The sequence below is a fragment of the Pseudoalteromonas luteoviolacea genome, from assembly GCF_001750165.1.
Classification (GTDB): Bacteria; Pseudomonadota; Gammaproteobacteria; order Enterobacterales; family Alteromonadaceae; genus Pseudoalteromonas; species Pseudoalteromonas luteoviolacea_G.
Window position 1 is genome coordinate 3,101,176 of sequence record NZ_CP015411.1, and the last position, 14,382, is coordinate 3,115,557.

The window sequence follows — 14,382 nt, forward strand, 5'->3', positions numbered from 1 at the left end:
ACATAACGCCGCAAATAAACGGCAAAAAATAGTTGGCTATAATTTGTGAGGTACGAACAAAGCCAACTGTTTTTTTGTCCGCTCTTTTAATTTGTTTTGTTAGGTTTACGATAACATACAGAAAACCAGAACACCGTTGTTAAAGTAACACCGAAAACTGCATAAGTTATTATTGATTCAATAATTAACCTACCCGTTGCATCCGTAAAAGAAGGTATAAATACAAATATAATAGAAGGAACTAGGCCGACCATTAAATAGTAATGTAAACCAACTAGTTCGTTACGGCTCAACCAAAGGTGTATAGGCAGCATATAAAAGATTAACGCTGATGCACTTACTAAACCACCTAGTACTGAAGCGTAAAGCAAGTGAGAAAAAAGCACATTAAAGTCTGCTAAATACCACAAATATGCAAAAGACAACCCCCAACCTGTAAGGATTGCATTTCTTAATCCTTTGATAACTATATTCAAACTAGTAAACCTAACGCCTGAATAATGTGTGAAAACAGTTTGGCAGTTTTATTGCGTCGTTTGCAACTAAAAATGACAAGCTAGTTTTTATCACCTTCATTCTCTTGTTAGGTAACCAATTACGCTGACATAAACAGAGCCACAATTGATAACGCATATATTGCATTAGCTTTCCAAACTCTGTTCTTTTTTGCCAATTTTAGAACTGACAACCCTGCTAAAATAGATGTTAGTGTAATGAGTACAAACTTCAAGCTATGCTCAACATATGCTTGGTGTGTTTTATATTTCATTCCGCCATTTGATACCATTGCTTCAGAACCAAACCTGTATTCTTCAATCATTTTTGGCTGCTCTATAATTCCGAGCATGTAATATTCCCAGCTTACAACTAACAGCAATAGCGATAGATAGGTAAAAAGCAGGGAAAATAAAATTTTGCTCAAAGCTCTCATGGTTTCCTAACGCCGCAAATAAACGGCTAAAAATAGTTGGCTATAATTTGTGAGGCACGAACAAAGCCAACTGTTTTTTGTCCGCATTTTTTAATTTGCCTTGTTATGTTTACATTACCACAATAGGTATATCCCAATTTGTATTAGAGTTACCACCTATGGCTATATATTTAGCATTGTCAACGATGCTTTTCCCTATTTGCGAAAATTCGATGTTGGGGTATTTATTAATTATAATTCCCGTATCGATTTTAAACTGGTCTGAATAATTGACCTTAACTCCAGTAACAGTCAAGCCAAAACTATCTGTTTGGATAAAGTCGAAATTTCCAATATAGGTAGCCTTACCAGCTATGATTTCGAATTCAATTGACATGGGCAACGCTGGCTTAATAAAGGCATAACCACTCGCAACTCCCCAACGCCATACTTTATACTTTCCAGCAGGTAATTCGACAGCAAATACTTCCCCTTTACGATCTAAATGTGAAAAATCGCCCTCAGGAAAAATGGGCAATAAAGCTGTACCTGCACCAAATTCAATGTATCCTTTGTTCTCATTATCAATACCTTGAAAGTAAACTGAATATCCAGAGTAGCTACCTTGTACACTAATTGAAGAAATTAGCACTCCCTTTCCTGACTGAGAGTTTAAAGAATAATTACCTTTGATATTTGTTGAAGCACAACCCGTTAAAACAAGTACGGTTAAAATTAAAATAAATATATTTTTCATATACTCTTATTCTTCTGTAAACATAACGCTTTACTCACCGGAAAACAAAAGCATAGCGAAGCGGCGCTTTTGGTTTTCCGGTGGAGTAACTTGTTATACGTTACCCTTCATTTGGGCGACGTGGTTGAGGGGTAGTATTTGATTTTGCTGCCGAGACGCCTTTGGCTATGGCAAAACCGGATATACCCGATAAAATTGGCAGCCCTGCTTCGGCTGAAATTGTCTTGGTTATTAATAATATTGCCAAAACAATAACTATGAGAACCGCAAGCAGTACTTGACCATAAGCTGTCCAAAACTCATTTCTGCGTTGTAAATATTCAGTATACGAATCGTGTGCCAAGCGTGGAATTTCATCATAATATCCAGAACCGCGTTTTGCCCAATAATAAAACAACTCTTCCAACATGGGGTGCCCCATAAACTCGCGATCTTTTCTTGGAGAGCGTGTAATTACAAACCCAAACCAAACAACTCCACCTACGACTATTAGACCGAGGAGTGCTAGCAAGATGCTCAAGATTAAAATTGTATTAGTTCCCATTTGGTTCTCCGTACTTGATGGACGTATAACGCCGCAAATAAACGGCAAAAATTAGTTGGCTAAAATTTGTGAGGCACGAACAAAGCCAACTGGTTTTTGTCCGCACTTTTAATTTGCTTTGTTAGGCATCAAAATGCCAATACCTTTGAAAAGCTATATAACAATTTGCCATTAAGGCACTCATGATTACTTGATACAAATTGAGCTGTCCACCCCTTCGCAACACTTGAGCCAATTTTAGATTCAATTAGCTGGTTATATAACTGTTCTAAGTTTAATTCTTGGAACGAAGATAGTGCTTCCTCCAAGTCAGCCTGACTCCCTGATGCGGGTATATTTACGTTGGCGTTGTAAACTGCGTCTATGCTCTTAGGCTTGTAAGCATCAAACTTTGCAACAAGCTCAGGGTTGCTTCCCATAAACGCATCCAATTCTTCTTTTTCATTTGAATCCAAATGATAAACAAATGCCGAATCACAGCTTTCTGTTGAAAAGGAGCGCTTATAAGAGTCGTTTACAAAGCGTGAAGAGAAAATGACAGTTCTAGGTTTGTTAGTTTGACTTTGAATATCAAAATCATTGAGTTCTAGAATTCGGTGAACTCTCCATATTCCTGAACCATAGCTTCTGACCCAATCTCCGATCTTAATGTTATCGTCCATACTTTCCTTGATGCCTAACGCCGCAAATAAACGGCTAAAAATAGTGGGCTATAATTTGTGAGGTACGAACAAAGCCCACTGTTTTTTGTCCGCACTTTAATTTGCTTTGTTATAAGGCTGTATCACCAAACCCAGTAACAATATTATTTTCATTTAGCTGGACACATACCATCCCTGCATTTACGCAGCCGTCTTTAATAAATGGTGCTAAACCATATACGTCTTTTCCAATAAGAGAGATTGCTTGCTCAGCTGTTTTCCCCTTTAGGTCTAGGTTAGCTAATATGATTGTTTGATTGTACATTTTTAAAGTTGTATCAAAGCTTGCATCTGAATATGAACACGTCACTGCGTCATCAATAACCGATAATACCCAAAAGGCATTAGTGCCTAGCAATAGAGTTATTAAAAGAACAATCCAATATTTCATTAGCACCGAATCCTTTGAGCCTTATAACGCCGCAAATAAACGGCTAAAAATAGTTGGCTATAATTTGTGAGGCACGAACAAAGCCAACTGTTTTTTGTCCGCATTTTTTAATTTGCCTTGTTATGTTTACATTACCACAATAGGTATATCCCAATTTGTATTAGAGTTACCACCTATGGCTATATATTTAGCATTGTCAACGATGCTTTTCCCTATTTGCGAAAATTCGATGTTGGGGTATTTATTAATTATAATTCCCGTATCGATTTTAAACTGGTCTGAATAATTGACCTTAACTCCAGTAACAGTCAAGCCAAAACTATCTGTTTGGATAAAGTCGAAATTTCCAATATAGGTAGCCTTACCAGCTATGATTTCGAATTCAATTGACATGGGCAACGCTGGCTTAATAAAGGCATAACCACTCGCAACTCCCCAACGCCATACTTTATACTTTCCAGCAGGTAATTCGACAGCAAATACTTCCCCTTTACGATCTAAATGTGAAAAATCGCCCTCAGGAAAAATGGGCAATAAAGCTGTACCTGCACCAAATTCAATGTATCCTTTGTTCTCATTATCAATACCTTGAAAGTAAACTGAATATCCAGAGTAGCTACCTTGTACACTAATTGAAGAAATTAGCACTCCCTTTCCTGACTGAGAGTTTAAAGAATAATTACCTTTGATATTTGTTGAAGCACAACCCGTTAAAACAAGTACGGTTAAAATTAAAATAAATATATTTTTCATATACTCTTATTCTTCTGTAAACATAACGCCGCAATAAGCGGTCAGATAAAGGTTGGCTAAACTTGTTGAGGAACGAAACACCAGCCAACCTTTAGATGTCCGTTTTTAATTGCTTTGTTATATGCCGACGAAGTTACTAATACCAAAAAGCAAAGCTAATGTGACTGGCAGACCTTGGATTAGAATAAAAAGCAATTTACGATTAGTTTCAACATACCATTCTTTGTAGCCATAAGAATAGGCAAAGTAACACGCTATAAGAAAGAACACAGTCGCTTTCTCAACATCTAATTCAAATTGTTCCACAAATGCAAATGACAAAGCACCAACCCATATTATGAAAGTGCAAATAATCGGTATAACTACCTTGGATATGGAAAGTACAGCTTTGCTGATAGTAAGGCGTTCCATAATTACTCGACAATTCCTTTAGGCATATAACGCCCGCCTAACAGGCGTAAAAGGCTTGGCTAAAATTAGGAACGAAGTGACGCAGCCAAGCTGTTTACGTCCTTTGTTGAGGCGCTTGTTAGCTATTGTTTAGCACCGTTTTTACTTTATATTTTATATTGCTCGAAAATTTTCCCGTTTCAAACTCTAATTCGGGCAGCCTTGAAAAGTATGAATCTATTTTAGTTAAATTTTTGCTCATTGCCTTATATACTGAATCGTAGTCCATTATTACATTACGGCGATACTCTTGATATTGAGAAACAACATCATCATCGAATAATGCTGCGTTATTCCAAAATTTTGTACTCAGCTCATCTTTTTTTGCAAGGTATACAGGGTAAAGCTGAAGAAAATGGTTAGCGCTATGATCGATTACATCTTCTGATATTTTACCAATAGATGCTTCATATTCTTGTAAGCAAGCGTAAACATCCAATAAAGCATTAACTTTTCTTTCGTAAATTGAAGAGTATCTTATTTTTTTCAATTCAGATTGAAGTCCCAAATCAGATTTTAAAACCTCTAATATTTTTGCATTTTGAGATTTTTCATGTTCTTGAAATTGAATCAGTTGTGCTTTTGAAGAAGTAGATATTAAGTGTTTAATGTACCATGTAGCTGCGGCAACAATTCCACTAAAAATTCCTATAGATTCCCAATTCAACACCGATACTCCTTGAAATAGCTAACGCTCGATTAAGTAGCCCGAAACGCACAACGATTGCTTCTGCATAGCACCATAAACACTGAACAGCCTGCAAACTGAAAATGACACGCGTTGAGGGTCTGCTTAAATTGTTTGTTATGCATTTACACTACCGAAGATCGCTTTACTTCCCAGTATTTAAGCTCTGCGTCATCAAATTTTTGTTCGAGCGAATCTAGATCGTGCTTGATTTTGAAATTGCGTTCGTCGTCAGTTATAGGAAGTAACCAAGCTACGTGAGCGTGGGAACTATTTAGAGGCATTATTTCCAAGTCCTCTCCAAATGGATATGGCAATGAAACTAGCCAGTTTTCACAGTTAGAACCCTCAAGCCAAGGCTCACCAATAGGCAAGGTATGGCCAAATCCCAAACTATGATTCGAATGGTAGTAAGTTACCATTGCCAGCATTTCAACTAGACGATTTGACTCGAACGGTGATACGACAACAAACTCGTGAAGAGCTGAATCACTGTGTGTAATATTTGATGCGCCTACTGAGCAATAAACCCACATATTAATTTGAGGGCCAGGTGCAAACCTGACAACCTGAAAATCGGGTAAAATTTTCTTAATTGGCCCAAGATCCCAAGACAATATCTCGAAATCATGACCTTCAAAGAAATCAGCGTAATGTTTAATAATCTTTTTTTTAGTAGACTTCATAATATCCTTGATGCATAACGCCCAGTTAAGTAGCCAAAAACGCACAAACACTGGTTCTGTAAACTACCTTAAACACAAAACTCACCGCAAGCTAAAAATGCCACGCGTTTTTGGTCTGCTTGAACTGTTTGTTAGGCATCTTTACTCAACTCCTACTACAGATCTAATCTCTTTAAACACCACAAATACAGCCCAAAAGAAATCCCTGTTTCTTACATCGAGTATATCAGCTGGCCACATAAGCTGATTGTTTTGTATAAATAATACAAACTTTGCAACATCTGCTTCAACTTCACTTGAAGTCAAATTATGCGCCAATCGATTGCGAGTCTTGTTTAACATTGAAATCGCAGCCCACACCCAAGGCTCACATGAAGTGTCAGCCAAAGCCCTAGATATTTGTAATTTATTGGCAAATGTAAGCCTAGCTTCCAGTATGTATTTTGGTGATTCAGATTTATTAGCAAGTAGCTCTGTCAATGCTTCTTCAACAAGCAAATGACATTTGAGTATCGTTAACTCAAAGTCATTTATATTCTCTAATGTTTGAAATAAATGGAAAATCGGTACGTCTTTATCCATATTTCCCTCCTGATGCCTAACGCTCGATTAACGGGTTAAAATAAGTGGGCTAAAATTGAGCGAAGCGAAAAGCCCACTGTTTTTAATCCCTGTTTAATTGCTTGTTAAGTGCCTTTAGCACTCTTTGAAAAGCTGACAGTAACACTACTAACCAACCTATAAAAACAAATGAAATTAAAGCCCATCGAATGTACTCCCAATATTGAGTCTTTGACTCAAAACTACCATGAGCAATAACTTTATAATTATTGTTGGTCAACCAATTAGGAAACTCACCTCTCTCCATTCTTCGTTTGTAATTTCCTTCCTCACCACCGCCAATGCTTAACAATAGAGATGGAGATGGTTTGATTACCAACTCGTAATCTAATGAACCACCTGGTTTATGTATGCATGTCCAAAATAAGCATACTGTAGCGTTCAATAATGTGACACAAAACTTCATAGGCACTTAACGCTTGCCTAACCGGCGAAAAATAGCAGGCTAAAATTAGCGACGAAGGAGCGCAAGCCTGCTGTTTTGCGCCCTTTGGTTTAGGCACTTGTTAGAGCTACTTATTATTTGTTTTAATTAGTATTAATCGAATTAATGGGCGAGCAATTAATAAAATGAACGCCAACAAAACTACAAAAAGAACACCTAATTGATAAAACTGATTTAAACCGTACAAAAAAGAGCTTTCACTAGGCTCCGTAATTTGAAAGTAGAGAAATAAGCTAACAGCACTTACTAATATCAATATGATCAAAAACAAAATTGTATTTAGCGGTTCACCATATTTAAATTCAATTTTTTCCTCTTCACTCAAAATACACTCGGTTCCTTAGGTAGCTCTAACGCTTCAATAACCGGCGCAGCTTTGCTGCGTCCGGCGCCGAAGGCGCGAAGTTGATTGACTTGTTAAGTGCATTTAGAACCTAACACCGGCAGACGAGTCATGAATAACGATTAGTGATTTCATACGCTGTTGCACCTCTTCATTTGATAACACTGACTCAGCCCATTTATCGACTGCATCTGCCACTTCATTGCAGAACACATCAACTTGAAGCTGCAACGCATTACCTGACTGGTTGCAATGAATATGCATCCCAGGAAGAGGCGTAATAAAGTGGAAATCTTCAAGAGCTTTTCTTGCCCTCTGTTCTTCGATATTGGAAGCCCCTTCATGAAGGAAACTACAGCGTAAGGAATAACAATCTTCAGCTGATAGAAATACATGTTCTTGCCTATCAGCGCCGACCTGTTTGGTGTAAAGAGGTTCAATCCAAACTTTTAACCAGCGAACGGAACGTGCTTTAGATCCTACATCTGGAGTTTCAAGCTTTCCGCAGATATCAGGCAATGTCAAAGCCGTCATCAAGGCACCATACCAATCTTTTGTCTCTATTGACTGCCTGATAGAACTTGTAAAACGATTCATTGGCTAGACTCCATTAGCACTTAACATTTTTATCTACGACAAATGTCGCATAACAACAGCGCAATGTCTGCCGCATAACAACAGCTTTTCAGATACGCACTTTAATACCCTCAACCATAACAATAAGTTAAGCAGATGTCACCAAGTTAGAAATGGTTAAAGTACGTCACTTGTCGTATAACAGTGATATTTGACAAACACCAAATACTGTATATATATACATATAAATAAATTAAAATGGAACTGGTTATGAAATCACCATTTTTATCCATGATTCAGGCACATATGACTACGCAAAGATATGCCAAAAGTACTATTTCATGTTATCTCTATTGGATAACTGCCTTTATTCGATTTCATAATTTATTGCACCCCAAAACACTTGGTGAGGAAGCGGTAGAACAGTTTTTAAGTCACCTAGCCAACCAACAAAATGTGGCTGCAAATACACAAGCTCAGGCACTCAATGCACTTGTGTATATGTATAAAGAGATCATCAAACAACCACTTGGTCTATCGCTTAAGTTTAATAAAAGTCACCGCCAACAAAAGCTACCTGTTGTACTGACCGAACGGGAAATCGCAGCACTACTAACACACTGCCCTCATCAACATTTACTAGCAGTATCTTTGCTTTATGGCAGTGGTTTAAGGCTGATGGAAGTACTGAGGTTACGAGTACAGGATATTGACTTTGATTACCATTGTATTCGTATATGGCAGAGTAAAGGAGGAAAAAGCCGAGTGGTTACACTTGCAGCACACCTCATAGAGCCACTACATCAACAAATCAAAGTCGTCGGTGCATATTTACAAAGAGATATTCAAAACAAGCAATATGCTGGGGTCTGGTTGCCACACAAACTCAGAGATAAATATAAAAGCGCAAACAAACAACTTGGTTGGCATTATTTACTCCCCTCTCATAAATTGAGTACCGACCCTGAAACACAACAACTTCGCCGTCACCATTTGGATCCACGGCAAATTCAAAGAGCGGTAAAAACGTCAGCAACAAGGGGCCAGATCACAAAACCTGTCACTCCACATACACTTAGGCATTCTTTTGCCACTCACCTACTCCAAAATGGTGCAGATATCCGAACTGTGCAAGCTCAACTTGGACATACAGATGTTAGAACAACACAAATATATACTCATGTTATCCAACAAGGCGCGCAAGGAGTAACAAGCCCTTTGAGTAAAATTGCCACAGATCAAATAACGCCCTTTGGCAAAGTAAAATAGCTCACTCCACCAAAACCTTACTTGGATCTAAATAAAACATCTTTTTCCAGCCTTGGATTTCAAATGTTACAAGCCAAGGTAGCGGGATAAGAGACAAGATAGAATAATGCACATGGGCAGGCTTGCCTTTAGCGTTGCCTGTATCGCCCAAAGACCCAATGGGTTGCCCTGAACTTAACCACTGACCAGCAAAAGTTATTACACTCTCTAGGTGCGCATAATAATGAACCCGCCATTTAGGGCCGAGCACAATCACCACTTTACCGCCTTTGCTGAACTGCCCTGAATATAAAACAACACCGTCGGATGCCGACAGTACATCAGTGCCTTTTTTCCCAAAAATATCGATACCTTTGTGCACGCCCGAACTCCCCCACGGTGCATACCAAAAAGTCTCTTGATGCCAATCATGAACACTGGCACCACGAACCGGTATGTGTAATTTCTCAGGCAGTAACAAACCGATTAAAATGATGAAAGTCACAACAAAGAGTAAATACTTTAGATACCTCACACAGCCATCCTTAAAATTTTTGCCTACCAACCCACATCGAAAACAGAATAATTTAGTTGCATAAAATGCACGAAAAAACATAACTTAGTGACAAACCAGCCTTTAAAAGTAGATTAAATACTAAAACCCCTTAAAAAGTGCTGAATAACGCGCTGATTAAAATACAAACTAATAAACTAGTATTATAAAAATAAAATTTATTCCTCCATTTTGCGTTCATAATTATGTACCACCATGCGTTATAACTAAGATGATCCCGCTTGGAAATGGTATGCAGCACGCTATAGGTCATGAAAACTTCCAGTTAGTTGGTGTCGTTTGTGAACAAAAACATAACAACAAAAACCAACAAAGTACTCAATGCACAAACAGCCTCGACTTAGCCAATATTTCGCCAAACAACCTTGGCTGTGCCAATTTTCGCAAGGACTATGGTCTCAAGTATGCTTACTTAGCAGGCGGCATGTATCGTGGTATTGCTTCTAAGGAGTTGGTCATCGCACTTGCAAACGCAGGCGTGATGGGCTTTTTAGGCACAGGCGGCAGGCAGCTAAAAGACATTGAACAAGACATAGTTCATATTCAAAGCAAACTCACACATGGGCAAGCGTATGGGATGAATCTAGTGGCAAATTTAGACTCGCCTGATACCGAGCTTGCCACCGTAGAGCTCTATCTCCAACATGGGATAAAGTGTATTGAAGCCGCCGCGTTTATTCGCATTACACCCGCACTGGCACTGTATCGCTTACAGGGCCTATACCAAGATGAGCAAGGTGTTGTGCGCTCGCGCAATAAACTGATTGCCAAACTCTCTCGCCCAGAAGTCGCCAATGGCTTTTTAAGCCCCGCACCTCAGCAAATAGTCCAACAACTGCTTGATGATCACAAAATCACGGCTGAGCAAGCTAAATTAAGTCAGTCCATTTTTATGTGTGACGACATCTGTGTCGAGGCTGACTCTGGCGGCCATACAGACAGAGGGCAGCCCGCTGTTTTACTGCCCGCTATTCAAAGCTTAAGAGACCAAAAAGTCGCGGAGTTTGGCTTTTTGCACGCACCGCGAATTGGGCTTGGTGGCGGCATTGGCACGCCAAGTGCGGCCGCAGCCGCTTTCATGATGGGCGCAGACTTTATTCTCACGGGCTCTATCAACCAATGCACCGTCGAAGCGGGTACATCCGATACCGTCAAACACATGCTGCAACACATCAATGTGCAAGACACTGAGTATGCGCCCGCTGGCGATATGTTTGAATCCGGCGCCAAGGTGCAGGTGCTAAAAAAAGGCAGTTTTTTTGCGGCGCGTGCCAACAAATTGTTTCAGCTTTATCACCAATATGATTCGCTCGACGCCCTACCGCAAAGAATACAAGCACAGTTACAAGACAAGTACTTCAACATGAGCTTTGACGAAATATGGCAACAAACCAAAGACTACTTGCTTGCATCTAAGCGCCCACATGATGTTGAGCGCGCCGAAAAAGACGACAAATATAAAATGGCCCGCGTGTTTCGCTGGTACTTTGCCCACAGCATGAAGCTGGCCTTTAGCGGCAATGAGCAAATGCGGGTGAACTTTCAAGTGCACACTGGCCCTGCCCTAGGTGCATTTAATCAATGGGTCAAAGGCACAGAGCTTGAACCATGGCAAAACCGTCACGTTGACAAAATTGCCGACAAACTGATGCAAGGCACCGCTGAATTGATGAGTGCCAAGGTGCAACAACTGCTGGCAGCTAACCTCGCTTACAAATAAAAAACGGAGTAGATATGAAAACATACATATTTCCGGGACAAGGTTCACAATACGTCGGTATGGGCAAACAGCTTTTTGCTGAGTTTCCTGCGTATGTTGAGCAAGCCAGTGACTTACTTGGCTATTCAATCAGCGAGCTGTGCTTAGCAGATCCCAACAAGCAGCTTAATCACACTCAATTTACTCAGCCTGCGCTTTATGTCGTCAGTGCCCTCGCCTTTTTACAACAGCAAAAACAACAAGGGTCTGCGGACTATTTAGCAGGTCACAGTCTGGGGGAATACGCAGCGTTATTCGCCGCAGGTGCAATCAGTTTTGAAACTGGGTTAAAGCTGGTACAAAAGCGCGGTGAGCTCATGAGCAAAGCAGCCCCCGGCGCCATGGCCGCTGTGCTGAATGTCAGTGAGTCTGATTTACATAACGCATTGGCAGAGAACAACTTAAACACCATTGATATTGCCAATTTGAATACGCCAGACCAAATCGTGATCTCGGGGCTTGCTGAAGACATTAACCAAAGCCAAGCTTTTATAGAGCAGCTAGGTGGTCGCTTTATCAAACTTAATACCAGTGGCGCATTTCATTCTCGCTATATGGCCCCTGCGCAAACTGAGTTTGCTGAATTTATTCAAGGCTTTGAGTTTAAAACGCTGCAAACACCTGTCATTGCTAACGTCACAGCACAGCCTTATCACCATGCAGATATCGCTCAGCACTTAATAGCGCAAATTACCCAGCCTGTGCAGTGGACTAAAAGCGTTGAATATTTGCTCTCACAAGGTGATATGGACTTTGTAGAGCTTGGGCCAAAAAAGGTGCTCACTAAATTAGTGCAAACCATTGAAAAACAGTTTGTGATGCCAGTGCAGTCAAGTGCGGTAAAAACACCCTCAAATAATCCAGCAGGTGTTACGCCACAGCAGCAGGTTGCACACTGGAATAACACGTACCCAGTGGGTACCGAGGTGCTTATTAAAGGGCAAACAACCCCCTATAAGACCCGTACTCAAGCCACTCTACAGTTTGGCCACCGCCCTACACTTTATTTGCACGGTTTCGGCGGATACTTCCATTTAACTGATTTACGCCCTGCCCAGCAGCACGCGCGCATACCCGCAACGGCTTAAATTCACATGAATACAGTCACTGGCCCAAGCAAGGCCATCAACAGAATAAAACTTAACCATAATATTGGACCACAGCGATGAAATATTACATTGGCTTAGCCACCTCATTTCACGACCCTGCAATTGCAATCGTTAACGCAAAAGGCGAACTCATTTTTGCCGAAGACGCAGAGCGCTTTTTAGGCTACAAACGTGGCCTATACTGCTTGCCAGACAACCCTTACTTCATTGAAGAAGTACTAAAAACGCACTGCGCCGATTGCACTGAGCTTGTGATTGCTAAAACATGGAGTAAAGGCCGCGAAAAAAGCACCAATATTTTAGAAAATGTGGTTTTAAGTATTTTAGAAACTTTCTCATTTAATATTGACGTTAACACCCGTGATATTAAAGATCAGTTCTACTTTGCTCGCGCCTCTCAAGCGGCGGCTGGCAGAACCCTATCGCGCTTTTTTGAAGCAGGTTGCCGTAATTTTATCGTTGGTAACTACAGAACCAAAAAACCAACAGATGTACGCTATCACGACCACCATTTAACCCACGCGGCCAATGCGTGTTTTAACAGCCCATATGATGACGCGACCTGTATCGTGGTAGATGGCATGGGCGAAAAAAGCAGTATTGCCTATTACACCTACAAACATGGCAAGATTAAACCTGCGCCAATCAAGGTAAAACGCTCATTTAAGAGCTTGGGTTTGTTCTACACCATCATTTGTGAAAACCTCGGCTTTGACCCGCTCAAAGGTGAAGAGTGGAAAGTGATGGGCCTTGCCCCGTACGGTAAAAAAGACCAAAAGGTCTATGATTTACTGCGCTCATCTTTGCAGGTTAAAAACGGTAACTTTGCTGTTCCGAAAAACCTTAATGCCATCATGAAAGAAATCAAAAGCATGGCAAGAGAGCCAGGTGAGTCGGTTGAACGCTATAAAGACTTTGCTTATACCGGTCAGTTGGTATTTGGTGAGATCTTCATGGATTTAATCAACGCTGCATACGAGTATGCGCCGTCTAAAAACCTATGTATTTCAGGTGGCTGTTCACTAAACTCCTCATTCATGGGCACCGCCCTTGAGCGCTCCAAATTTGACAACATCTTTGTGCCTTCAGCTCCTGCTGATGATGGCAATGCCATTGGCGCTGCGTTTTTAAGTTACCAGCAAGACAACCCAAGTTGGCAGCCAAGTAAAACCGTGCAATCGCCATACACAGGCTCGACAGTTAAAGAAAAGTCGCTGCAAAAGCTGGCGCAATATGGCCACTTAAAAGCCACAGATTATGGCGATGAGGTCTACAAAAAGACCGCAGAGTTTTTAGCGCAAGGCAAAATCATCGGTTGGGCACAAGGTCGCGCCGAATTTGGTCCGCGCTCTTTAGGTAACCGCTCAATCCTCGCAAACCCTTGTTTGCCAGATATGAAAGACACCATCAATGCCCGCGTTAAGTTCCGCGAAGAGTTCAGACCGTTTGCACCGTCTATCTTGCACGATCACGGCGATGAGTATTTTGAAAACTACCAAGAATCACCTTACATGGAGCGTACTTTGGTCTTTAGAGAAGAAGTACGAGACAAGGTGCCTGCGGTTGTGCACGTCGACAACACAGGTCGTTTGCAGTCAGTGAAAAAAGAGTGGAACGAACCCTACTACAACTTGATCAGTAGCTTTAAAGAGATCACAGGCGTGCCTGTACTACTAAACACCAGCTTCAACATTATGGGTAAACCCATTGTGCATTCTGTTGAAGACATGCTCGCGGTGTTCCTGATGTCAGGCATCGACGTGTTGGTGATTAACAACACCATTTACGAAAAGAGCTAACAGTAAGCGCCCTAAATCAAGGGTGATT

16 protein-coding genes are annotated in these 14,382 nt (G+C 40.6%); 4 read left to right on the top strand and 12 right to left on the bottom strand.

Features of this window, described 5'->3' with window-relative positions:
* Positions 1–86: 86 nt before the first annotated feature.
* The 11 genes from S4054249_RS13205 to S4054249_RS13270 all read right to left on the bottom strand — a co-directional run bounded on the left by S4054249_RS13205 (position 87) and on the right by S4054249_RS13270 (position 7,886).
* Entirely contained in the window at positions 87–476 is a 390-nt protein-coding gene (locus tag S4054249_RS13205; RefSeq protein WP_046354377.1) for a hypothetical protein, read from the bottom strand.
* Between the two features lie 119 nt (positions 477–595).
* Positions 596–931 (bottom strand): hypothetical protein, encoded by a 336-nt coding sequence (locus S4054249_RS13210; protein ID WP_046354378.1) that lies wholly within the window; start codon positions 929–931, stop codon positions 596–598.
* A gap of 109 nt (positions 932–1,040) precedes the next feature.
* Entirely contained in the window at positions 1,041–1,667 is a 627-nt protein-coding gene (locus tag S4054249_RS13215) for a hypothetical protein (RefSeq protein ID WP_046358665.1), read from the bottom strand.
* A gap of 100 nt (positions 1,668–1,767) precedes the next feature.
* Positions 1,768–2,211 carry a hypothetical protein gene (locus S4054249_RS13220; protein WP_046358666.1) on the bottom strand — a complete coding sequence of 148 codons (444 nt, stop codon included), beginning with the start codon at positions 2,209–2,211 and terminating at the stop codon, positions 1,768–1,770.
* A gap of 128 nt (positions 2,212–2,339) precedes the next feature.
* Positions 2,340–2,873: a hypothetical protein gene (locus S4054249_RS13225; RefSeq protein ID WP_046358667.1), complete on the bottom strand. Its 534-nt coding sequence runs from the start codon at positions 2,871–2,873 to the stop codon at positions 2,340–2,342.
* Between the two features lie 109 nt (positions 2,874–2,982).
* Positions 2,983–3,303, bottom strand: a complete 321-nt coding sequence (locus tag S4054249_RS13230) for a hypothetical protein (RefSeq protein ID WP_046358668.1) — start codon at positions 3,301–3,303, stop codon at positions 2,983–2,985.
* Between the two features lie 126 nt (positions 3,304–3,429).
* Positions 3,430–4,056 (bottom strand): hypothetical protein, encoded by a 627-nt coding sequence (locus S4054249_RS13235; protein WP_046358665.1) that lies wholly within the window; start codon positions 4,054–4,056, stop codon positions 3,430–3,432.
* 529 nt (positions 4,057–4,585) lie between these two features.
* On the bottom strand, positions 4,586–5,176 hold the full coding sequence (locus S4054249_RS13245) for a hypothetical protein (RefSeq protein ID WP_046356712.1): 591 nt from the start codon (positions 5,174–5,176) through the stop codon (positions 4,586–4,588).
* 143 nt (positions 5,177–5,319) lie between these two features.
* Entirely contained in the window at positions 5,320–5,880 is a 561-nt protein-coding gene (locus tag S4054249_RS13250; RefSeq protein ID WP_046356713.1) for a suppressor of fused domain protein, read from the bottom strand.
* Positions 5,881–6,021: 141 nt separating this feature from the next.
* Complete coding sequence (locus tag S4054249_RS26600; protein WP_046356714.1) at positions 6,022–6,462, bottom strand: hypothetical protein; 441 nt, start codon at positions 6,460–6,462, stop codon at positions 6,022–6,024.
* 911 nt (positions 6,463–7,373) lie between these two features.
* A complete protein-coding gene (locus S4054249_RS13270) occupies positions 7,374–7,886 on the bottom strand; it encodes a hypothetical protein (RefSeq protein ID WP_046356717.1) in 513 nt (170 codons plus the stop codon).
* Between the two features lie 249 nt (positions 7,887–8,135).
* Here S4054249_RS13270 and S4054249_RS13275 point away from each other — a divergent pair, with 249 nt between their 5' ends.
* Positions 8,136–9,134: an integron integrase gene (locus S4054249_RS13275; RefSeq protein WP_046356718.1), complete on the top strand. Its 999-nt coding sequence runs from the start codon at positions 8,136–8,138 to the stop codon at positions 9,132–9,134.
* Position 9,135: 1 nt separating this feature from the next.
* Here S4054249_RS13275 and S4054249_RS13280 read toward each other — a convergent pair whose 3' ends face one another.
* Positions 9,136–9,648 carry a M23 family metallopeptidase gene (locus S4054249_RS13280; protein ID WP_046356733.1) on the bottom strand — a complete coding sequence of 171 codons (513 nt, stop codon included), beginning with the start codon at positions 9,646–9,648 and terminating at the stop codon, positions 9,136–9,138.
* A 271-nt stretch (positions 9,649–9,919) separates the two neighbouring features.
* Here S4054249_RS13280 and S4054249_RS13285 point away from each other — a divergent pair, with 271 nt between their 5' ends.
* From S4054249_RS13285 to S4054249_RS13295, 3 genes are all read left to right on the top strand, one after another.
* Positions 9,920–11,407, top strand: coding sequence for a PfaD family polyunsaturated fatty acid/polyketide biosynthesis protein (locus S4054249_RS13285; RefSeq protein ID WP_080928379.1), 1,488 nt, complete (start codon positions 9,920–9,922; stop codon positions 11,405–11,407).
* 14 nt (positions 11,408–11,421) lie between these two features.
* Complete coding sequence (gene fabD, locus S4054249_RS13290; RefSeq protein WP_046356719.1) at positions 11,422–12,534, top strand: ACP S-malonyltransferase; 1,113 nt, start codon at positions 11,422–11,424, stop codon at positions 12,532–12,534.
* Positions 12,535–12,611: 77 nt separating this feature from the next.
* A complete protein-coding gene (locus S4054249_RS13295; RefSeq protein ID WP_046356720.1) occupies positions 12,612–14,354 on the top strand; it encodes a carbamoyltransferase family protein in 1,743 nt (580 codons plus the stop codon).
* Positions 14,355–14,382 lie beyond the last annotated feature (28 nt).

Excerpts from the sequence above, each read along its gene's own strand:
- S4054249_RS13210 (WP_046354378.1), bottom strand. The coding sequence starts at position 931 with ATGAGAGCTTTGAGCAAAATTTTATTTTCCCTGCTTTTTACCTATCTA.
- S4054249_RS13215 (WP_046358665.1), bottom strand. The coding sequence starts at position 1,667 with ATGAAAAATATATTTATTTTAATTTTAACCGTACTTGTTTTAACGGGT.
- S4054249_RS13220 (WP_046358666.1), bottom strand. The coding sequence starts at position 2,211 with ATGGGAACTAATACAATTTTAATCTTGAGCATCTTGCTAGCACTCCTC.
- S4054249_RS13225 (WP_046358667.1), bottom strand. The coding sequence starts at position 2,873 with ATGGACGATAACATTAAGATCGGAGATTGGGTCAGAAGCTATGGTTCA.
- S4054249_RS13230 (WP_046358668.1), bottom strand. The coding sequence starts at position 3,303 with ATGAAATATTGGATTGTTCTTTTAATAACTCTATTGCTAGGCACTAAT.
- S4054249_RS13235 (WP_046358665.1), bottom strand. The coding sequence starts at position 4,056 with ATGAAAAATATATTTATTTTAATTTTAACCGTACTTGTTTTAACGGGT.
- S4054249_RS13250 (WP_046356713.1), bottom strand. The coding sequence starts at position 5,880 with ATGAAGTCTACTAAAAAAAAGATTATTAAACATTACGCTGATTTCTTT.
- S4054249_RS26600 (WP_046356714.1), bottom strand. The coding sequence starts at position 6,462 with ATGGATAAAGACGTACCGATTTTCCATTTATTTCAAACATTAGAGAAT.
- S4054249_RS13270 (WP_046356717.1), bottom strand. The coding sequence starts at position 7,886 with ATGAATCGTTTTACAAGTTCTATCAGGCAGTCAATAGAGACAAAAGAT.
- S4054249_RS13275 (WP_046356718.1), top strand. The coding sequence starts at position 8,136 with ATGAAATCACCATTTTTATCCATGATTCAGGCACATATGACTACGCAA.
- S4054249_RS13285 (WP_080928379.1), top strand. The coding sequence starts at position 9,920 with ATGCAGCACGCTATAGGTCATGAAAACTTCCAGTTAGTTGGTGTCGTT.
- fabD (WP_046356719.1), top strand. The coding sequence starts at position 11,422 with ATGAAAACATACATATTTCCGGGACAAGGTTCACAATACGTCGGTATG.
- S4054249_RS13295 (WP_046356720.1), top strand. The coding sequence starts at position 12,612 with ATGAAATATTACATTGGCTTAGCCACCTCATTTCACGACCCTGCAATT.